The organism is Ancylobacter aquaticus (assembly GCF_004339465.1).
Classification (GTDB): domain Bacteria; phylum Pseudomonadota; class Alphaproteobacteria; order Rhizobiales; family Xanthobacteraceae; genus Ancylobacter; species Ancylobacter aquaticus.
The window spans coordinates 1,549,451-1,568,207 of the sequence record NZ_SMFY01000001.1 but is presented as its reverse complement, the minus strand read 5'-3'; the positions used below and the strand labels follow the sequence as shown (position 1 = coordinate 1,568,207).

19 protein-coding genes are annotated in these 18,757 nt (G+C 68.8%); 13 read left to right on the top strand and 6 right to left on the bottom strand.

The features are described from left to right. The first annotated feature begins 71 nt into the window (after positions 1–71). The 7 genes from EV667_RS07225 to mgtE all read left to right on the top strand — a co-directional run bounded on the left by EV667_RS07225 (position 72) and on the right by mgtE (position 6,769). A complete protein-coding gene (locus EV667_RS07225) occupies positions 72–878 on the top strand; it encodes a TrmH family RNA methyltransferase (RefSeq protein WP_131834573.1) in 807 nt (268 codons plus the stop codon). A gap of 281 nt (positions 879–1,159) precedes the next feature. After that, positions 1,160–1,768 (top strand): amino acid kinase family protein, encoded by a 609-nt coding sequence (locus tag EV667_RS07220; RefSeq protein ID WP_131834572.1) that lies wholly within the window; start codon positions 1,160–1,162, stop codon positions 1,766–1,768. Then, positions 1,765–2,322: a flavoprotein gene (locus tag EV667_RS07215; protein ID WP_131834571.1), complete on the top strand. Its 558-nt coding sequence runs from the start codon at positions 1,765–1,767 to the stop codon at positions 2,320–2,322. The genes EV667_RS07220 and EV667_RS07215 overlap by 4 nt, the downstream gene beginning before the upstream one ends. A 1-nt stretch (position 2,323) precedes the next feature. Next, positions 2,324–3,811 carry a DUF6513 domain-containing protein gene (locus tag EV667_RS07210; RefSeq protein WP_131834570.1) on the top strand — a complete coding sequence of 496 codons (1,488 nt, stop codon included), beginning with the start codon at positions 2,324–2,326 and terminating at the stop codon, positions 3,809–3,811. Further along, the gene (locus EV667_RS07205) at positions 3,808–4,374 is read left to right on the top strand and encodes a DUF447 domain-containing protein (protein WP_131834569.1); all 567 of its coding nucleotides are present in this window, start codon (positions 3,808–3,810) and stop codon (positions 4,372–4,374) included. The genes EV667_RS07210 and EV667_RS07205 overlap by 4 nt, the downstream gene beginning before the upstream one ends. Next, positions 4,371–5,093 (top strand): (5-formylfuran-3-yl)methyl phosphate synthase, encoded by a 723-nt coding sequence (locus EV667_RS07200; RefSeq protein ID WP_131834568.1) that lies wholly within the window; start codon positions 4,371–4,373, stop codon positions 5,091–5,093. Before EV667_RS07205 ends, EV667_RS07200 begins: the two co-directional genes overlap by 4 nt. 296 nt (positions 5,094–5,389) lie before the next feature. Next, positions 5,390–6,769, top strand: coding sequence for a magnesium transporter (gene mgtE, locus EV667_RS07195; protein WP_131834567.1), 1,380 nt, complete (start codon positions 5,390–5,392; stop codon positions 6,767–6,769). A 114-nt stretch (positions 6,770–6,883) separates the two neighbouring features. On the opposite strand, the gene EV667_RS07190 is transcribed toward mgtE, so the two are convergent. From EV667_RS07190 to EV667_RS07170, 5 genes are all read right to left on the bottom strand, one after another. After that, a complete protein-coding gene (locus EV667_RS07190) occupies positions 6,884–7,684 on the bottom strand; it encodes a formylmethanofuran dehydrogenase subunit C (RefSeq protein ID WP_131834566.1) in 801 nt (266 codons plus the stop codon). Then, positions 7,681–8,598, bottom strand: a complete 918-nt coding sequence (gene fhcD / locus EV667_RS07185) for a formylmethanofuran--tetrahydromethanopterin N-formyltransferase (protein WP_131834565.1) — start codon at positions 8,596–8,598, stop codon at positions 7,681–7,683. The genes EV667_RS07190 and fhcD overlap by 4 nt, the downstream gene beginning before the upstream one ends. Before the next feature lie 136 nt (positions 8,599–8,734). Next, positions 8,735–10,402, bottom strand: coding sequence for a formylmethanofuran dehydrogenase subunit A (locus EV667_RS07180; protein WP_131834564.1), 1,668 nt, complete (start codon positions 10,400–10,402; stop codon positions 8,735–8,737). Next, positions 10,403–11,641: a formylmethanofuran dehydrogenase gene (locus EV667_RS07175; protein WP_131834563.1), complete on the bottom strand. Its 1,239-nt coding sequence runs from the start codon at positions 11,639–11,641 to the stop codon at positions 10,403–10,405. 18 nt (positions 11,642–11,659) lie between these two features. After that, complete coding sequence (locus EV667_RS07170) at positions 11,660–12,040, bottom strand: 4a-hydroxytetrahydrobiopterin dehydratase (protein WP_131834562.1); 381 nt, start codon at positions 12,038–12,040, stop codon at positions 11,660–11,662. Positions 12,041–12,197: 157 nt separating this feature from the next. Here EV667_RS07170 and EV667_RS07165 point away from each other — a divergent pair, with 157 nt between their 5' ends. From EV667_RS07165 to EV667_RS07140, 6 genes are all read left to right on the top strand, one after another. Then, positions 12,198–13,217, top strand: coding sequence for a beta-ribofuranosylaminobenzene 5'-phosphate synthase family protein (locus EV667_RS07165; RefSeq protein WP_245516015.1), 1,020 nt, complete (start codon positions 12,198–12,200; stop codon positions 13,215–13,217). Between the two features lie 88 nt (positions 13,218–13,305). Continuing rightward, positions 13,306–14,202 (top strand): NAD(P)-dependent methylenetetrahydromethanopterin dehydrogenase, encoded by an 897-nt coding sequence (locus tag EV667_RS07160; RefSeq protein ID WP_131834560.1) that lies wholly within the window; start codon positions 13,306–13,308, stop codon positions 14,200–14,202. Continuing rightward, positions 14,168–15,331, top strand: coding sequence for an ATP-grasp domain-containing protein (locus tag EV667_RS07155; protein ID WP_131834559.1), 1,164 nt, complete (start codon positions 14,168–14,170; stop codon positions 15,329–15,331). The genes EV667_RS07160 and EV667_RS07155 overlap by 35 nt, the downstream gene beginning before the upstream one ends. Before the next feature lie 7 nt (positions 15,332–15,338). Continuing rightward, complete coding sequence (mch, locus tag EV667_RS07150) at positions 15,339–16,310, top strand: methenyltetrahydromethanopterin cyclohydrolase (RefSeq protein WP_131834558.1); 972 nt, start codon at positions 15,339–15,341, stop codon at positions 16,308–16,310. Then, positions 16,307–17,227, top strand: coding sequence for a RimK family alpha-L-glutamate ligase (locus tag EV667_RS07145; protein WP_131834557.1), 921 nt, complete (start codon positions 16,307–16,309; stop codon positions 17,225–17,227). Before mch ends, EV667_RS07145 begins: the two co-directional genes overlap by 4 nt. Beyond that, the gene (locus EV667_RS07140; RefSeq protein WP_131834556.1) at positions 17,224–18,048 is read left to right on the top strand and encodes a triphosphoribosyl-dephospho-CoA synthase; all 825 of its coding nucleotides are present in this window, start codon (positions 17,224–17,226) and stop codon (positions 18,046–18,048) included. Before EV667_RS07145 ends, EV667_RS07140 begins: the two co-directional genes overlap by 4 nt. Here EV667_RS07140 and EV667_RS07135 read toward each other — a convergent pair. After that, positions 18,038–18,736 (bottom strand): HisA/HisF-related TIM barrel protein, encoded by a 699-nt coding sequence (locus EV667_RS07135; RefSeq protein WP_245516014.1) that lies wholly within the window; start codon positions 18,734–18,736, stop codon positions 18,038–18,040. The two genes, EV667_RS07140 and EV667_RS07135, sit on opposite strands and share 11 nt — an antisense overlap. Between the last annotated feature and the right edge of the window lie 21 nt (positions 18,737–18,757).

Sequence of the window (18,757 nt, the reverse complement as noted above, 5' to 3'; positions counted from 1 at the left end):
GCAGCGGCCTGCACATACGCACCCCCTCTGACGCTTTCCGTTGAACGGGCTGCCCGAGACACAACTCCCCCATGCCCCGCCTCATCCCCCTCACCTCCCCCGACGACCCCCGCATCGACGCCTATCGCGTCATAAAGGAGCGCGATCTGGTCGGGCGCGGCGGGCGCTTCATCGTTGAGGGGCGCACGGTGCTGGATGTCGCGCTCTCAACGCGCAACCGCTTCGCGCTGGAATCGCTGCTGCTGTCGGAAAGCCGCATCGAGGCGCTCGGGCCCCTGCTGGCGGGGGCGCCGGACGACCTGCCGATCTACACCGCCAGCCAGTCGATTCTCGACGGCATTACCGGCTTCCACATCCATCGCGGCCTGCTTGGCGTCGGGCTGCGCGGCGCCCTGCCCTCGATGGCGGAGCTGATCGCCGCCCTGCCGGAGTCGGCATTGGTGGTGGTGCCGCTCGGCATCGCCAATCACGACAATGTTGGCGGCATCATGCGGAACGCCGCCGCCTTCGGCGCCGATGCGGCGCTGTTCGACTTCGCCTCCTGCGACCCGCTCTACCGCAAGGCGATCCGCGTCTCGGTCGGCGGCAGCCTCATCGTGCCCTTCGCCCGCGAGGGTTCGGCGCCGGCGCTGCTGGACCTGCTGACCGCCGCCGGCTTCGAGCTTCTGGCGCTGAGCCCGGCCGGGGCAACGGTGCTGGGCGAGGTGAAGCCCGCCCGCCGCACCGCCCTACTGCTCGGCGCCGAGGGGCCCGGCTTGCCAGAGACCATCCTCGCGCGCACCCGCACGGTTCGCATACCGATGAGCGCCGGGTTCGATTCGCTCAATGTCGCGACCACCAGCGGCATCGCGCTGCACGCTCTTGCCTGTGGCCGGTAAAGCTCGCGTGAGCGGCGAATCAAGCCTCGACATTCGTCGCCTCCAAGCGCATTCTCAAGCGCACTTCTACAGGCGGGAAGCCGTCTGATTGATCGTCAACTCATTAAGGCCCGAAGCAACTCTTCGGGCCTTTTTTCTGTCGGCTCCCACTTTGGACGCGCCGGCCTTTTACTGGTATTGCGACGACCGCGCGGCACGATCTATGGCCTGGAGACGGAATCGATGCGGCCGACGCGCCTGATCGATACGAGCTCCGCCTCGGCCGGAACGGAAGCTGAACGATGCCGGACCTGTCTCACTCGCCCCCTCCCGAGATCGTCAAGCTCGGCGGCAGCCTTGTTGGTGATCCCGCGCTGAAGACCCTGCTGGGCGCGCTGGCGCGGCGCGGGGCGCCGCTGCTCCTCGTGGCCGGCGGTGGGCCGCTGGCGGATGCCGTGCGGGCGCTGCAACCGCGCCTCGCGCTCTCCGACGCCGCCTGCCACCGCATGGCGATCCTCGCCATGGAACAGACCGCCCACGCTTTTGCCGATCTCGCTCCCACTCTCGCCCTCGCCGACACGCCGGAGACAGTGGCTGCGGCGCATGCGCGTGGCCGCGCCGCGCTCTGGCTGCCCGCCCGCATGGCGCTGGCGGCCAATGATCTGCCGGAAAGCTGGGACCTCACCTCGGACAGCCTTTCCGCCTGGGTGGCGGAAAAACTCGGCGCCACACGGCTGACGCTGGTCAAATCAACCGCCACCGTCCCCGGCAGTTTCCCCGCCGACTGGGCGGCCGCCGGCCTTGTCGACCCGCTTTTTCCCGCCTTCGCCGCGCGCCTTGCCGGCCCGGTCGACATGACCACGGCTGCGGCGGTGCTCGCCGCCTCTGCGCAGAAGGACATCGCGGCATGAGCGCGACCAAGGGAACCTACCCGCGCTGGGCGTGGGCGCTCACCGGCTCGGGGCACTTCTTCACCGAGTCGATCGCGCTCATCAAGGCGCTCGACGCGGTGGACCTGTTCGTCTCGAAGGCGGCGGACGAGGTGCTGCGCATGTACAAGCAGGACCTGCCGAAGGACACCCGCATCTTCAGGGAGACGACGGCCAGTTCCGCCCCCGTCGGGCGGTTCTATGAGGGGCTGTACCACACGCTGGTGGTCTCGCCCGCCTCCTCCAACACGGTGGCGAAAGCGGTGTTCGGCATTTCCGACACGCTGGTGACGAACTGCTTCGCGCAGGCCGGCAAATGCCGGGTGCACGCCATTGTCTTCGCCTGCGACACCGCGCCTGAAATGATCACCATGGCGCCGAAGGGGCCGGTCTCGGTCTATCCGCGCCGCATCGACCTTGAGAACACCGCCAAGCTGAAGGAATTCGACGACACGGTCGTGGTCGAATCCATCGGCGATCTGGAAGCCGCCATTGCCGCCCGCCGGCTTCACCTCGCGGACAAGGCCGCCTCCTGAGATGGCGGACGAGCGCGCCCCCGTCTCCCCGGCCTCGCCCTCGGCCAAGCCGGAGAAGGTCGCCCTCATCACCGGCTCGCTGGCCGAGCCGCGCCTGACGAAGATAGCCGGCGAGATCACAGACGCGACGCTCGATCCTGTCGTCGTCAGTGTCGGCGTCAAGGTCGCGGCGCTGATGACGGCTGAGATCGTCGAGCGCCGGCTGAAGCTGCCGGAGGGCACCGACCGCGTGCTGATGCCCGGCCGTTTCCGGGGCGATCTCGACCGGCTGGAGCGTTTCTTCGGCGTGCCCTTCGCCCGGGGTCCCGACGAAGTGGCGGACCTGCCGGATTATTTCGGCCAGAAGCGCCGGGCCACCGACCTCTCCCGACACGACGTCACCATCTTTGCCGAAATCGTCGATGCCACCGTTCTGGATGTCGACGCGCTGGTGGCCCGCGCGCTGTTCCTCAAGGGCGAGGGCGCCGACGTCATCGACCTCGGCTGCCTGCCGGACACGCCTTTCCCGCATCTGGAAGAGGCCATCGCCGCACTGCACGAACAGGGGTTGAAGGTGAGCGTCGACAGTTTCGACCTCGCCGAGCTGACCCGTGCCACCCGCGCCGGCGCCGATTATCTGCTCAGCCTCAACGAGACCAGCCTCGACGTGGCGAAGGAAGGCCCGGCGGTGCCGATCCTCGTGCCGGCGATGCAGGGCGACCTCGATTCCCTCTGCCGCGCCGTGGAGGCCTGCCTTGCCTCCGGCCAGCCCTTCTATGCCGACCCTATCCTCGACCCTATCCACTATGGCTACACCGCCTCGGTGGTGCGCTATGCCGAGCTGCGCCGGCGCTACGCCGATATCCCCATCCTCATGGGCATCGGCAATGTCACCGAGCTGACGGACGCCGACACGACGGGCATAAACGCCATCCTCATGGGCATGATTTCGGAACTGCACATCCAGGCGGTGCTGGCGGTGCAGGTGAGCCCGCATTGCCGCACGGCGGTGCGCGAATTCGACCGCGCGCGGCGCGAATATTACGCCGCCCGGCAGGCGGGCGCATTGCCGCAGGGCTTCGGCGGCGGGCTGATGGCTCTGCGCGACCGCAAGCCCTATGCCGCCACGCCGGAGGAAATCGCCGGATTGGCGGCCAAGGTGCGCGACCGCAATTTCCGCATCGACGTCACGCAGGCCGGCATCCACATCTACAATCGCGACGGCCACCATGTGGCAACCGAGCCCTTCGCGCTGTTTCCCCATCTCGGCGTGGAGGGCGATGGCGCCCACGCCTTCTATCTCGGCGTGGAAGCCGCCCGCGCCGAAATCGCCTTCAAGCTCGGCAAGCGCTACGCGCAGGACGAGGGGCTGAAATGGGGCGCGGCGGGCGAGATCGCCGGCAGCCCCGAGGAAGCCCACCGTTTGACATTCAAGGAGGCCGGCACGACCTTGCAGGCCAAATCCGCTGCCAAAACAGAAGCCAGGGCGAAAGCCGGAGAAACGCCGTGATTCGTGAAGCCATCGTCACCACCCGCTCGCTCGAAGGTGAGCCGCACATCGCCCCCATGGGCGCGACGGTGATCGAGGGCGGCTATCTGCTCCAGCCCTTCCGGCCCTCGCGCACGCTGGAAAATCTCCTGCGCACCAGCATTGCCGTGGTCAACTTCACCGACGATATCCGCATCTTCGCCAGCTGCGTGGTCGGCCGCCGCTACAATGTGGATGTGAAGAAGGCGACCTATCTCGACTGCCCGCGCCTCGCCGATGCGCTCTCCCATGACGAGATGACCGTCGAGCGGGTGGAGGACGACCCGCAGCGGCCGAAATTCTTCTGCAAGACCTATCATTCCGAAGGCCATAACCGTTTCGAGGGGATGAACCGCGCCAAGGCGGCGGTGCTGGAAGCCGCCGTGCTGGTCAGCCGGCTCGGCCTGCTGCCGGATGAGAAGGTGGATCAGGAAATGGCCTATCTCGCCATCGCGGTGGAAAAGACCGCCGGGCCGGCCGAGCTGGAAGCGTGGGGCTGGGTGCTGGACGCCGTCGCCGAGCACCGCAGCCGGCGCGCCTCATGAAACAGACCCCGCCCGGCCTGCTCGCCAGCGTCACCGATCTCCACGAGATGGAACTGGCGCGGGCTGGCGGCGCCGATATCGTCGATCTCAAGCAGCCCTCCTTCGGCGCTCTCGGCGCCTGGAGCACGGATTCGCTGACAGCCGCTGTCATGCTCTGGACCTCCTGGGGCGAGCAACTGGGCGAACAGGGGCGCCCGGCGCTGAGCGCGACCATTGGCGACCAGCCGATGGTGCCGGCGCTCGTGCGCGCGGCCGCCGAGCGCGTCGCCCGGACCGGCGTGCCCCTCGTCAAGATCGGCCTTTCCGCCTCCCAGCACACCAATGAGTGCATCGAGGCGCTGGCCCCGCTCGCCAGCCGGACCCGACTGATCGGCGTGCTTTTTGCTGATGAAGCACCCGATTTCGGTATTCTGGCCGCGCTCGGCCGCGCCGGTTTTGCCGGGGTGATGATCGACACCGCCGACAAGAAAGCCGGCTCGCTAACTGCGCACCTTGACCCGCTCACCCTCGGCCAGTTCGTCGCCGAGGCCCGCCGGCACGGGCTCATCACCGGGCTCGCCGGCTCGCTTCGGCTGGAGGACATCCCGCTGCTGGTGGGCGTAGGGGCGGATTATCTCGGCTTTCGTGGCGCGCTCTGCGAAGGCGGGCGCACTGGCACGCTCGACCCGCTCCGTCTCGGCCAGGTCCACGCACGCCTGCGCGAGCCGAGCGACCATTAGCGTCGCCTCCGCCCGCCATCATAACGGTTGGAGCAGAATGGTGGGAACGGGCCGGTCGGCCTTCTCTTCCGTGCTGCGGCAAACACGGCCCGCCATGACTTTACCACCTTGCAGGTTCATTCCCCCGCCGCCGCGTGTCACTGCGCCGCAATTGGATTGCCCTAACCATGCCCAGCGACAGTACCAGTCGATTGTCCGGCCCGCAGTGGTCGGCGCTGTGAACCGGCTCCGGGGCTGACCCGGCTTCGGCTCCCCGCGCCGCCTGCCAAGGGCCGGCCAGCGGAAAGAGAGCCGAAATGGACGAACGGACGGAAGACCGCCGCGACGATGTGTTCGTGGATGCCGCAGCTCTCGCGGCCGAACTCGCCGAAGAGCACCCTGCCGACATTGCCGAAGCCCTCGACGAGCAGGAGCCGAAGACCGCCTCCGCCGTGCTCGCCAGCCTGCCGCGCGAGCAGCAGGTCGAGATTCTCGACGGCCCGGATGTCGACCTCACCAGCGAGCTGATCGAGGCGCTGCCGGTGGAGGAAGCGGTGCGCCTCGTCTCCGACATGTCGGCCGACCGCGCGGCGGACCTGTTCCGCTGGATGGACGAGCCCGCCCGCTCGCACCTGTTCGCGCGGCTGGCACCGGAGACGCAGGCGGAACTGGGCCGGCTTCTGGCCTGGCCCGAGCACAGCGCCGGCGGCCTGATGACCACCGAGTTCGTCACCGTCCCCTCCAGCTGGACGGTGGGCGAGACGCTGCGCCATATCCGCGAGACGGAGCGTACGCGCGAAACCATCTACGCCATCTATGTGCTGGACCCGCTCAGCCAGAAGCTGCTGAAGGCCGTGACGCTGCGCCGCCTCATCACCGGCGAGCCCGAGCAGCCGATCCTCGACGTGGCGCCCCGGCACGACCCCATCACCGCCGACCCGCTGATGGACCGCGAGGATGTGGCGCGGCTGATCACCAAATACGACCTGTTGGCGGTGCCCGTGGTGGACGAGAACGCGCATGTGCTCGGCATCGTCACCGTCGACGACATGATCGACGCGATCATCGAGGAAGGCACCGAGGACGCACAGAAATTCGGCGGCATGGAAGCGCTGGACGAGCCCTATATGGAAATCGGCTTCTTCAGCATGCTGAAGAAGCGCGGCGGCTGGCTCTCCATCCTGTTCCTCGGCGAGATGCTGACCGCCAACGCCATGCAGCATTTCGAGGACGAGCTGGAGAGCGCCATCGTGCTCACCCTGTTCATTCCGCTGATCATGAGCTCGGGCGGCAATTCCGGCTCGCAGGCGACCTCGCTCATCATCCGCGCGCTGGCGCTGGGCGAGATCAAGCTCAAGGACTGGTGGCGGGTGGCGTTGCGCGAGCTGCCTTCGGGCCTCGTGCTCGGCTCGATCCTCGCCGCCCTGGGCATGACCCGCATCACCGTCTGGCAACTCGCCGGCTTCCATGATTATGGCGAGTACTGGATGCTGGTGGCCGCCACCGTGGGCGCAGCGCTGGTCGCCATCGTCACCTTCGGCTCGCTGATCGGCTCGATGCTGCCCTTCGTGCTGCGCCGCGCCGGCGTCGACCCCGCCAGCGCCTCCGCGCCATTCGTGGCTACCTTTGTCGACGTGACGGGACTGGTGATCTACTTCACCGTCGCCATGGTGATCCTCAACGGCACGCTGCTGTAAGGCCGGCAAGGTCATACCGGTCGAGCGCAACGAGAGCCGGGATCGCCATCCGTCACGAAACGCGATCCCGGATCGGCCCTCTGGGCCGTCCGGGATGACGACCGACGCCGGCCCCTACGCCCCCGCCAGAACTTCCCCCTGCCCGCCCATCAGCGTGTCGCCGACGATCCGGCGGGCATGGGTCCAGCCGCCTAGCATGGCGGAAAGCTCCGGCACCCGGCGGGCGAGGAGCGGCAGCATCACCAGCTCATGCGTGCCGGTGTCGATGAAGCCCGCCGGCAGTTCCGGGACCGTCATCACGAAAATTGTGCCGCGCTTCATGCCGCGTCCGGCCAGCGGGCCGATGGCGCCGCCGACGCTGACCGTGCCGGCGATCATGCCGGTGGCGAGGCCCTCGCCGGCATCGCCGGCAATGGTAATGAGCCCGCCGCGCTGGCGCTCCGCCGCACGCGGGCCGGCATGCCCGCCAATGCGCAGGACGCCGCCTGACAGACCGCGCCGCGACCCCGAGCCGGCCGCGCCGGCCTGCGCGCCCGCATTCCCGGCGAGTTCGATCCGCCCGCCGGACATCTCGGCTCCAAGGAAATCGCCGGCATCGCCGCCAATGCGCAGCATTCCGCCGCTCATGCCGCGCCCGGCGAAAGCGCCGACCGTGCCGTCGACGATGAGTTCGCCCTTCGACATGCCGGCGCCGACGCCGTCGAGCCTGACATCGCCGATCTCGACCAGCAGCACGCCGTCGGGCGCGCCTTCGACGAAGAACAGCTCGGCCAGTTTCAGGCTGCGCCCGCCGCAGGGGACCTCGCGGTGCTCCAGTTCCCGCAACGAGAGCGGGCCGGTGACTTCAGGCGTCAGGTTGGAGAGATCGACCCGCGCCTCGAAGGGCGCGCGCGGCTTGAGGGAAACCCCGGTCATGCCGTCTCTCCCGCGCCGTCCTGCATGATCTCGCGCAGCTTGAAGTGGAAGGGGCCGAGATTGCCGCCATAATTGCCGGCGTCGATCGCCACCACGCCACCCTCCGCCCCGATCGCGCAGACCGCCGTGATGCCGACCTTTGTGGCCTGCGCCACCGCCTCGAAGCTCACCCCGTCGATGACGATTTCCAGTACCGAGCCCACCTCTTCGGGAAGCTGGCTCGGCACGGTGCCGCGCAATGTCGGGCAATAGGCGTCGTTGGTGGAAGCGAACAGGCCCTTGTATTTCGAGCCGACCTTGGAGCCCGAGCGCACCACCCCGCCGGGGAAGGGCAGAATGATGCCGGGCACCTGAACCATCGCCGCCACCGCCGCCTCGGCGGCCTTCAGTGCCTGCCCGCGCGAACGGGCGAGGATGAGGAAATTGCCGCCGCCGACGCCATCGACCGAGCCGGTGTCCTCGTCACAGACGAACTCGCCTTCCATAACCGGCAGGCGCCAGAACCTCTTGTCGCCGATCTTCTTGGAAATCTGGTGCCCGTCGGCGAAATAGCGGATGGTCTTGGCCAGCGGGACGCGCTTGCCTGTGTCGATGCCGGCATAGCAGGCGGTGGTCGGGCAGGTGAGCACGCACTGGCCGAGGCGCAGCGGCACCACTTTCTTCAGCGAGCCAAAATCCATCGCGAAGATCAGCAGGGAAACGCCCGGGCGCCCATCCGGCGTCTCCTCCGGCGCCAGCGTGCGCTCGATGCCCGCCTCGCAGCCGCAGCCGATCACCGAGGTGGCAAAGCCGGTCGTGGTGCGGCCGGCGATCAGCGCCCATTCCGGCGTGTCGGCGGTGACGATGAGCCGTGTGCCTACCATCGGAAAGGCCTCCGCGAACGTGTCGCGGATCTCGACGCCATTGAGGATCATCGGGCGGCTCCCACGATCATCCTCCGAGGCTCGCTGTGCGCGCACCTCAGGATGACGTTGTTCTTAAAGTCGGCCGTCATCCTGAGGTGCCCGGCAAAGCCGGGCCTCGAAGGATGTTGATTGAGAACCACACCCATCACGACGCCACCCCTTCGCATTTCAGGATGGTCGGCCCGGCGCCCCCCCTCAGCTCGCCATCGGCGATGCGGAAATGCTTCGACTTCAGCCCGACAGATTCGTCGAACCAAAGCTGCATGTCCTTGTCGACCGCGCGGTCGAATTCGGGCCGCGCCACATGGGTAGTGCCCTGCGCCAGTTCCACCACCACGCCGTCCTTGACGATCAGCCGTCCGTTCTTGAACACCATGTGCGTGGTCGAGAACATCGCCTCGCGGTCGGCGTCTTCCACATGCACGGCGATGTCGGCCACCGCGCCGGGGCCGAGATGGCCCTTGTCCGTGAGGCCGAGAATGCGGGCGGGGGCCGCGCGGGTGAGGATGGCGACCTCCTCCAGCGAATATTCGCGGGTGATCTGCGCCAGCAATGTGTGCGCCTGCGCCGCCTTGTTCAGCGTGGCGAGCTGGGCGTTGCGGAAATCGCGGTCCATCAGCAGGCGGATGAGGTGCGGATAGGTGGTGAACGGACCGCCATTGGGATGATCGGTTGTGAGGAAAATCCGCCATGGGTCCTCGACCAGAAGGAACAGCTCCAGCCCGATCGCCCATTGCAGCGCGTTGACGAAGGACTTGTCCGTGTACTCGAACGGCACCACGCCGCAGGCGGCGTCGAGCTCGATATCCATGCCGATGGATTTCTTCGGGCTGGCAAGTCCGCGATTGCGGTATTGCGACATGTAGTCGGCCGAGGCGGTGACGGTCTGGCCGAACATCACCTGCCCGACATCGACCGAGATGTTCGGGTTGGCGTTGACCATTTCCGCGATCCGCGCCGCGGAGGAGGAAAAGCGCTTGTCGCCCTCAGTGCCGTAGGAGTGGAACTGCAGGTGTGTCAGGTGCAGCCGCCGCCCCTCGGCGGCGAGGATGGTGGCGAGTGTCGTGTCGTCATTGCCCGGCACGCCGAGATTGCAGCCATGCAGGTGGATCGGGTGCGGAATGCCCAATTCGGTAACCGCGCGGATCAGCGTGGTCAGCACCTTGCGCGGGGTCACGCCATAATGCGGATTGGCCTCGTCGAGGTCCATCTTGCGGGCGTTGAACTTGAAGGCGTTGATGCCGCCGGGATTGACGATCTTGATGGCGAAGGCCTGCGTCGCCTCGATCATCCAGCCGACATAGGCGTTGACCTGTTCTTGCCCGGCGCCGGCCGCCAGCAGGCGCTGGAAATAATCGTCATTTCCCAGCACCAGATAGGCGCCGGTGTCGAGATTGGGAATGTCCGCCATTTCCAGATGCGCGCCGCGCGCATTAGCGCCGACCATGGCCGGCTCGAACACCGTGGTGTAGCCAAGCTCCGCGTAGCGGCAGCCGGTGGCGTGCGCTGTGGGCACCGCCCGCCCACCGCCGCAGCCGCAGAAATTGCCCGGCATTTCAGGGAAGGCCCGCCGGTCCTCCTGCATCAGCAGGCGGGCGAGGTTCATCTTGCCGCCGGCGATGTGGCTGTGCAGGTCGATGCCGCCGGCCATGACGACAGCGCCGCCAAGGTCATATTCGGCATCGGCCGTCAGATCGGTGGTGGCGACGACGCGCCCATCCTCGATCTCGATGTCGCGCACGGTGCCGCTGGCGACACCGTTCTCGCCATGGGCAGGGTCGAGCACACGCCCGCCCTTCAGCCGCAGTCTCATTTACCCCTCCGCTATGCGACGCACAGCCTCGGCGACGCTGGGAAGCGTCGCGACGCGCAAGGCGCCGAGCGGCAGGCTTACGATGGAGTCCATGCGGAACACCGTGCCGGCGTGATCGACGCCGGGGGTGCCCACAGGGATCAGAACATCAGGTTCCTTGTCGAAGACTGTATCGGGATGGGCAAGGGCGATGATCTTGCCCCCGAACGCCGGCGGCGGCTCCGGCCGGAAGGCGGAGACCCATACCAGCACATCGGCGTCGCCCAGCGCCGCCTGCGTGGCGTAGAGCGTGCCGTCATGGCTGCTTGCCTGCCCCTGCACGGCGGTGCGCAGGGGATAGCCCAGGCGCCACAGCATCAGCTGGTTGACGCCGATGATGTTGTCGCGCCCGCCGAGCGGAAAGACGCCGGCCCGCGTGGTGACGTTCAGCGTGTCGACCAGCGCGGTCGCCCGCTCGGCGACAAGGTCGCCATCGGCAAGGTCCGCCGCGTTCCAGGTGACGACCGCGTAATGGGCGTTGCGCAGGTCTTCGGCGAGGCCCGCCAGCGTGTCCGCGCCGATCCCGCCAAAATTCTCGCCCGGCGGCCGGCGACCGGCGATCAGGCTGCCCAGCGCCTCCAGCACCGCCACAGGATCAGGTGTGGCGTGATGGATCACTTCCGCCGCGCCGGCAAGCTGGCCCTTCGCCTTGTCACCCGGCGCGCCGCCGAGGAAAACCACGGTGCGGCCCTGGTCGGCGAAAAGCGGCGTGACGGGATAAAGCCGCTCGAACAGCCGGCCCCAGGTCGCGGTGGGATCGTCGCCGACGACGAGCAGCACGTCGCAGCGGTTGCGCACCTCCGCCAGCGTGGTCGAGAGCCAACCCGTGCGCTGGACCGCGGCGTAGTTCCGAAAAAGCCCGTCCGAGGCGTAATGGTCGAGCACGCCGCCGAAGCGGATGGCGAGGTCGACGGCGGCGCCGGCGCCGGCCATGTCGACGCCGAGCCCGCCGATCAGCGGCGCGCGGGCGGCCGCCAGTATCTGGTGGGCCGCGCGCGCCGCATCCGCTGGACTGGCAACCTCACCGGCCACGCGCGCCATCGGGTCCGGCGTATCCAACCGCCGCAGCAGCCGGGCCGCCTCAGGGCACAGCGAACCCTTCGCACGGACGTCGCGACCCTCCACCTCGACCGTCAGGTCGCCGCAGCCGAGCCCGCAGAAGCCGCAGGCCACATCATGGATCGTCTGAACCTCGGCCATCGCTAACTACCTGACACGTCAGTCGTATTTGATATAGGAAAACCGCAGGTCGCCGCGCGGCGTACCTTCCAGCGCGGTCTCGGGCTCGGTCCCCGGCTGCCAGCCGACGACCTCTTCGATTTTCTTGGCCAGCTGAAAGTCCCGCTCGGTAATGCCCTTGGCGTCATGCGACATCAGTCGCACCTCGACCCAGGCATAGGAGGCGGTGAGATCCGGATGATGCCACGCCGCCTCCGCCAGATGGCCGACGGTGTTGATCACCATCAGCGTTCCCTTCCAGCTTGAGGTGCGATAGGTGCGCCGAATCCACCCGTCCTGCAGCTTCCACTGCGGCAGATCGACGGCGAGGCGTTCCTCCACCTCATTGTCGGTGAAGGTTTTTTTCGGGTCCAGCGCCATTTCCTGGCGTCCTCCTGGCGGCATCTGCCCGTTCTGATGCGGGCGTCATTTACTGATTCGGTAGCACGCCCGCGCCGCATCCGGCAAACCCGTAAATCATCAGCCGGCTTGTCCCGGACGCCTTCCGGGCCTTACCATGGCCTTCGAGGAAACGCTGGTGAACACCACAACACGTCAATTGCGCACGGCGAAGGACGAGCGGGACAGGGCGGTGATACGCATCACCGCGCCGGGACGACTGCATCTCGGATTCCTCGATCTTGCCGGCACGCTCGGCCGGCATTTCGGCAGCCTCGGCATCGCGCTGGACCGGCCGTCCACCGTGGTGCGCCTGCGCCGTGCCCATCAGCTCAGCGCCAGCGGGCCGGACGCCGACCGCGCCCTGGCGGCGGTGGAAAAGGCGGCTCTCCGCTTCGGGCTCGACACAGATGTGGAGGTGACGGTCGAGGCGGCGCTCCCACCCCATTCCGGCCTCGGCTCCGGCACCCAGCTCAGCCTCGCCGTGGCGACGGGCCTCTGCCTCGTCAACGGGCTCGATCTCACCCCGCGCGAGGTCGGCGCGGCCTTGGGTCGCGGGGCGCGCTCCGCCATCGGCATCGGCGCCTTCACCGAGGGCGGGGTGATCCTCGACGGCGGCAAGAAGCGGGGGTCGCAGGCCCCTCCCCCCATTCTCTCCCGCCTGCCGTTTCCCGAGAACTGGCGCCTGCTGCTGGTATATGACCACGGCCATCAGGGACTTAGTGGCCCGGAAGAGGTGAAGGCGATGGAGGGCCTGCCGCCTTTCGCCGACACTCTCGCCGGCCACATGTCCCGGCTCGCCGTCATGGTGGCGCTGCCGGCGCTGGCCGAGGGCGATGTGGACTACTTCGCCGCTGCGGTGGGCGAAATGCAGCGACTTCTCGGAGAGCACTATGCGAGCGCCCAAGGGGGCCGCTATACAAGCTCATCCGTCGCCGAGGTGATGGACTGGCTGGAGGCGCGCGGCCTGCGCGGTCTCGGCCAGAGTTCATGGGGTCCCACGGGGTTCGCCATTGTCGGCAGCCCCGAAGAGGCCGACCAGCTTCTCAGTGAGGCCCGGATCCGCTTCGGCGACCGGCCCGCTCTAGCTTTCGACTGTGCGCGCGGCAGCAATGCCGGTGCGCGGATCGAATGGCTTGCCTGCGTCGAGCAGTGCTAGCGACGGTTTTGGCGTAACGCCCGCGTCGCTCCCTCACCTTCCGCACGAGAGGCCGCAAGGCCCGATTCTGACCTAGGGAACGCACGCCATGGCGGATATCGCCCCCATTCTCCACATCATTTCGCCGCTTCGCCACGTCAGCCCGTTCGACGTCAACATGGCGGTCGATGCCGGCTACGCCACCATCCTCCCCTATTCCGGGGTGACGCTCGACGAGGTCGGCGACCTGACGCAGGACATGATGTTCTCGCGCCATCCCGACGCCGCTCCGCGCACCGGCCTGTTCATCGGCGGCAAGGATGCGGGCCTCGCGCTCGACATGGCGAACAAGGCGAAGAGCGTGCTGTTCCCGCCCTTCGAGATTTCCATCTTCGTCGACCCGGCCGGCTCCTTCACCACCGCCGCCGCCATGGTGGCGGAAGTGGAGCTGAAGTTGCGCCCCTCTCGTCCCGAGGGACTGAAGGGCGTGAAGCTGCAGGTCTTCGGCGCCACCGGCGTGGTCGGCGGCATTGCCGGGGTGATCGCCGCGCAGGCGGGCGCACAGGTGACATTGGTAAGCCACCGCGACATCGAGGCGGTGGAGGCCAAGGCCCGCGACTTCAAGCAGCGCTTCGGCGTCGACCTCGCCAGCGCCACCGGCAAGAGCGAGGACGACAAGCGCGCGCTGGTCGCGGACGCCGAGGTGGTGCTGGCCTGCGGCCGCGCCGGGGTGGAAATTCTCTCCGCCGACGTGCTGGCCGAGGCGAAGCATCTCAAGGTCGCCGCCGACGTCAACGCCGTGCCGCCCTCCGGCATTGCCGGCATCGACGCCCATGCCAACGGCACGCCGCTCGCCCATGGCGCGCTCGGCATCGGCGCGCTGACCATCGGCCATCTCAAATACCGCGTGCAGCACGAACTTCTGCAGCGCATGCGCGTCGCACCCTCGGCGATGACCATCGGATTCGAAGATGCCTTCGTCCTCGCGCGCTCCCTCACGGCCTGAGGACGGGTTCGATGTCGTCCTCATCGGCATCGCCGCGCGTGGGCTGGCGGCATCCGCCCGCCGCGCCGGCCTGCGCGCCCTCGCCTTCGACCTGTTCGCGGACGAGGACACCCGGGCGCTGGCGCATGGCGTTGTCCGGCTGCGCCGGAAACAGGGCTTTGCTCTCGATCCCGACGACCTCCTGGAACAACTCGCCCGCCATGTCGGACCGGACACGCCTGTCGTGCTCGGCACGGGGTTCGAGGACGCGCCGGGCCTCGTCGCCCGGCTGGCCGGGCTTTTCCGCGTGGCCGGCAGCGGCGCCGCCGCGCTCGCCCGGCTCAAGGACCCCTTCGCCTTCGCCCGGCTGCTGGGCGATCTTGACATCCCGCACCCCCGGATCTTCACCGACCGCGCGCCGGCAGGCATGCACGCGCTGGAAAAACGGATCGGTGGTTCGGGCGGGGGGCATGTTCGCAGGGCTGCGGAGCCGCGCGGCGAGGGCTGGTATCTGCAGGAGTTTCTGGAAGGGCACAGCGTCTCCGTGCTGTTCCTCGGCAATGGCCGGGCGGCGCGGCTGCTCGCCTTTTCCGAGCAATGGTGCGACCCCGGCGAAGACGCCCCCTTCCGCTATGGCGGCTGCGCAGGGCCGATCCAGTTGGAGGAAACCCTCGTCCAACAGGTTGCCGGGGCACTCTCCCGGCTCACCGGCGCCGTCGGCCTCAAGGGCCTCGCCAGCGCCGACCTCATCCTTCATGAAGGGAGCTGGCACCTCATCGAGGTCAATCCCCGGCCGGGCGCGACGCTGGACATCTTCGACGCCCCCCCGCTTCCGCCCCTGCTGCGGCTTCATCTCGACACCTGCGCGGGCGGTTTGCCGCCCCTCCCGCTCCTTGTCCCCGGCGCGGGCGTGGAGGCCCGGGCCGCCGGCGTATTTTACGCACCCGCCGCCACCGTGATGAGGGACGCGCTGCCCGGCTGGGTGGCCGACCGTCCCGCCCCGGGCACGCGCATCGCGGCGGGCGAACCCGTCTGCACGGTGCGGGCGACCGGGCGCGACATTGCCGAAGCCCGCGCCGTCCTGGCGCGGCGCATGAATCACCTTTCGCGCGCGCTGGGCACTGCCGGCCGCGCAGCAGCTGCGGAGTAGATCTCCCATGGCGGACCTCATTCTGGACACGCTGAAGCCGAGCGTTGCGGCATTGGCGGCCCCTCTCGTCGACCACCTCGTCGCCAATGCCACCACATTGCGGCTCGGCATAAGCCGCAGCCCCTGCGGCGCCCGCCTCGTCGATGCCGGCATCGCCGCGCGCGGCGGGCTGGAAGCCGGCCGTCGTATCGCGGAAATCTGCCTCGGCGGCCTCGGCTCGGTAAGCCTTTCCACCAGCGGCCGTTTTCCGCGCTGGGGCACGATGGTGACGGTGACGACCGCCGATCCGGTCATCGCCTGCCTGGGCAGCCAATATGCCGGCTGGAGCCTGGCGGAAGGCGATTTCTTCGCCCTCGGCTCCGGCCCCGCCCGCGCGCTGTGGGCGAAGGAAGCGCTGTTCGAGGAACTTGGCTACCGCGACAGCACCGACAATGCCTGCCTGGTGCTCGAAGTCGACCGCATGCCCCCCGATGTGCTGGTCGCCCGCATCGCCGAGGAATGCGGCATCGCGCCGGCAAAGCTGACGCTGATCCTCACCCCCACATCGAGCCTCGCCGGCACGGTGCAGATCGTCGCCCGCGTGCTCGAAGTGGCGCTGCACAAGGCACATGCGTTGCATTTCCCGCTCGACCGGGTGGTGGACGGCATCGGCGCCTCCCCCCTGCCGCCGCCGGCGCCGGATTTCGTCGCCGCCATGGGCCGCACCAATGACGCCACGCTCTATGGCGGCGACGTGCAGCTGTTCGTCACCGGGCCGGAGAGCGAGGCGCGCGAGTTGGCCGAGGGGCTGCCCAGCTCCTCCTCGCGCGACCATGGCCGCACCTTCGCGGAGATCTTCACCGCCTATAAGGGCGACTTCTACGCGATGGACCCAATGCTGTTCAGCCCCGCCCGCGTCACCGTGACGGCGCTGGAGACCGGCCGCAGCTTCACCTTCGGCGCGTTCCACGACGAGATTCTGGAGCGCTCCTTCGCATGAGTTCGGAACGGTCCGATACGGTCGTCATCTTCACCGAGGACGCCGATTGGCACACCCGTCGCCTCAAGACGGCGATCGAGCGCGAGGGCTTTGACGTCCTCGTGCTGTCGCTCAATGATTGCGGCTTCGCCATTGGCGGCACCGCGCACGGGCTGGTTCTGCCGGGCCTCGGCGATCTTCTGCCCGCCGCCGCGTTCGTGCGCCTCATCGCCAAAGGGTCGACCGAGCAGATCACCGCCCGGCTCGGCCTGCTGCATGCGCTCGACGCGCTGGGCGTCAAGGTGATGAACGATGCCCGCGCCGTGGAGCGCTGCGTCGACAAGTCCATGACCAGCTTTCTCATCGCGCAGGCCGGCCTGCCGACGCCGCGCAGCTTCGTCGGCGAGGACCGCGCGGCGATGCAGGCGCTGCTGGACGACGCGCCGGGCGACATGGTGCTGAAGCCGCTGTTCGGCGCGCAGGGGCGCGGCATCCGCCGGCTGGCCCCGCGCAGCCTGTTGCCCGAGCCCGAGAAAGTCGGCGGCCTGTACTATCTCCAGGATTTCGTCGCGGCCCCCGCCGCCGAGAGCTACCAGGACTGGCGGGTCTTCGTCATTGGGGGGCAGGTGGCCGGCGCGATGCTGCGCCGCTCGCCGGTATGGATCACCAATATCCACCAAGGCGCCGTCGGCGTGGCCGCGCCGTTCGATGCCCGCGCCCATGATCTCGCCATCCGCGCCACGGCGGCGGTGGGTGCCGATTATGCCGGAGTGGACCTGATCGAGGATGCGAGCGGGCGGCTTCAGGTGCTGGAGGTCAATTCCATGCCGGCCTGGAAGGGACTGCAGAAGGCCGTCGAGGTCGACATCGCCGCCGCGCTGGCCCGTCATCTCGCGACCCAGATGGCCTCGACCCGGCGCGTGGCCGTGCCGGCATGAGCGCCGACGCCATCGCCGACGCGTTCCGCGCCGCCTGCCACGCCGAACTCGACGCGCTGAAGGCGGGCAATGTCCACCGCTTCAGCGCCGGCCACGGCATGGACGTCGGGCATTTCGAGCGCGCAGCGCAGGCGGCGGCGCCCGCCCTCACCGCGCCGGGGGCGAGTGTCGGGCGGCGGATCGAGACGGCGGTGGCGGCCTCGCTGGAAGCGACCGGCCTCAACACCAATCTCGGCATAATCCTGCTCTGCGCGCCCCTCGCGGCGGCGGCGGAACAGTCCGGCGCGCTGCGGGCGAACCTCCACGCGGTTCTGGCGAGGCTCGACATCGCCGACGCGCAGGCCGCCTTCCGCGCGATCGCCGCCGCCAATCCCGGCGGTCTCGGCCGGCATTCGGCCCATGATGTGGCGGCGCCCGCCCGCATCGGCCTGCGCGAGGCCATGGCGGAAGCGGCAGAGCGGGACCGCATTGCCCGCCAATATGTCACCGGCTTCAACGACGTGTTCGAGATCGGCCTCGCCCGTTATGTGGAACTTGCCGATGCCGAGGCGGAGGCCCGCACCGAGGGGGTGCATCTCGCCTTCATGGCCACCTTTGCCGACAGCCACATCGCCCGCAAGTTCGGCGAGGCAACGGCCGAAAAGGTGCGCGACGAGGCGGCGCAAGTGGCAGCGACGGTCGATTTCCGCGCACCAGCCGAGATGCGCCGGGCACCGCTGCACGCCTTCGACACCCGCCTGAAGGCGCGCGGCCTCAACCCCGGCACCAGCGCCGACCTGACCGTAGCGACGCTGTTCGCCAGCGCCCTGCTTACCCCATGAACGCCGCGATATCCTCCCGCGACAGCCGCCCGTCATGCAGCGCGCTCGCCAGCAGCACGCCGGCGACGCCACGTTCCGCCAGACGATGAAGGTCGCCCACGTCCCGCACGCCGCCCGCCGCATAGACCCGCCGGCCCTGCGCCCGTGCCACGATCTGCGACAGGCGCTCGATGTCCGGCCCCTGCCCGGCGCCGACCCGCGCCAGCGTCATCACGATCACCGCCTCCGGCCAGAGAGCGGCGTCGGCGTGCAGTTCGGCCGGCCCGCGCGGGCCTTCCGGGCCGTAGTCGAGCGAGAGCAGCCCCGCCCCGCTGGCCAGCGCCGCCGCCGCCTGCGCGCGATCGGCGAGGCTTTCGCTGCCGATCACCGGCCGCCCCGGCCCGCGCGCGACACGGCGGGACAGCAGGGCGGGGGAAGCCTCCCCCGCATCGACCCACAGGGCGAGCCCGGGATGTTGCGCCGCGAGGGCCTCCAGCACCGCATCATGGCCCCCGCCGCCGGCTATGGCGTCGAGATCGGCGATGTAGAGCGTGCGGAAGGCGCCAAGCGCCAGCAGGCCCTCGGCCACATCCTGCGGGGCAGCGTTTGCCGCCAGCGGTGTCTCTATCGGGCGATAAGCGTCGCGGGCGCCGCGCCGGGCGTGGACCACCGCACCTCCCATCAGGTCGATCACGGGTATAAGTTCCACTTTCGGCGTTCCTCTCTGGCG

Excerpts from the sequence above, each read along its gene's own strand:
- EV667_RS07215 (WP_131834571.1), top strand. The coding sequence starts at position 1,765 with ATGAGCGCGACCAAGGGAACCTACCCGCGCTGGGCGTGGGCGCTCACC.
- EV667_RS07225 (WP_131834573.1), top strand. The coding sequence starts at position 72 with ATGCCCCGCCTCATCCCCCTCACCTCCCCCGACGACCCCCGCATCGAC.
- EV667_RS07145 (WP_131834557.1), top strand. The coding sequence starts at position 16,307 with ATGAGTTCGGAACGGTCCGATACGGTCGTCATCTTCACCGAGGACGCC.
- EV667_RS07160 (WP_131834560.1), top strand. The coding sequence starts at position 13,306 with ATGGCGGATATCGCCCCCATTCTCCACATCATTTCGCCGCTTCGCCAC.
- EV667_RS07140 (WP_131834556.1), top strand. The coding sequence starts at position 17,224 with ATGAGCGCCGACGCCATCGCCGACGCGTTCCGCGCCGCCTGCCACGCC.
- fhcD (WP_131834565.1), bottom strand. The coding sequence starts at position 8,598 with ATGATCCTCAATGGCGTCGAGATCCGCGACACGTTCGCGGAGGCCTTT.
- EV667_RS07175 (WP_131834563.1), bottom strand. The coding sequence starts at position 11,641 with ATGGCCGAGGTTCAGACGATCCATGATGTGGCCTGCGGCTTCTGCGGG.
- EV667_RS07180 (WP_131834564.1), bottom strand. The coding sequence starts at position 10,402 with ATGAGACTGCGGCTGAAGGGCGGGCGTGTGCTCGACCCTGCCCATGGC.
- EV667_RS07220 (WP_131834572.1), top strand. The coding sequence starts at position 1,160 with ATGCCGGACCTGTCTCACTCGCCCCCTCCCGAGATCGTCAAGCTCGGC.
- mgtE (WP_131834567.1), top strand. The coding sequence starts at position 5,390 with ATGGACGAACGGACGGAAGACCGCCGCGACGATGTGTTCGTGGATGCC.
- EV667_RS07210 (WP_131834570.1), top strand. The coding sequence starts at position 2,324 with ATGGCGGACGAGCGCGCCCCCGTCTCCCCGGCCTCGCCCTCGGCCAAG.
- mch (WP_131834558.1), top strand. The coding sequence starts at position 15,339 with ATGGCGGACCTCATTCTGGACACGCTGAAGCCGAGCGTTGCGGCATTG.
- EV667_RS07170 (WP_131834562.1), bottom strand. The coding sequence starts at position 12,040 with ATGGCGCTGGACCCGAAAAAAACCTTCACCGACAATGAGGTGGAGGAA.
- EV667_RS07190 (WP_131834566.1), bottom strand. The coding sequence starts at position 7,684 with ATGACCGGGGTTTCCCTCAAGCCGCGCGCGCCCTTCGAGGCGCGGGTC.
- EV667_RS07200 (WP_131834568.1), top strand. The coding sequence starts at position 4,371 with ATGAAACAGACCCCGCCCGGCCTGCTCGCCAGCGTCACCGATCTCCAC.
- EV667_RS07155 (WP_131834559.1), top strand. The coding sequence starts at position 14,168 with ATGCCTTCGTCCTCGCGCGCTCCCTCACGGCCTGAGGACGGGTTCGAT.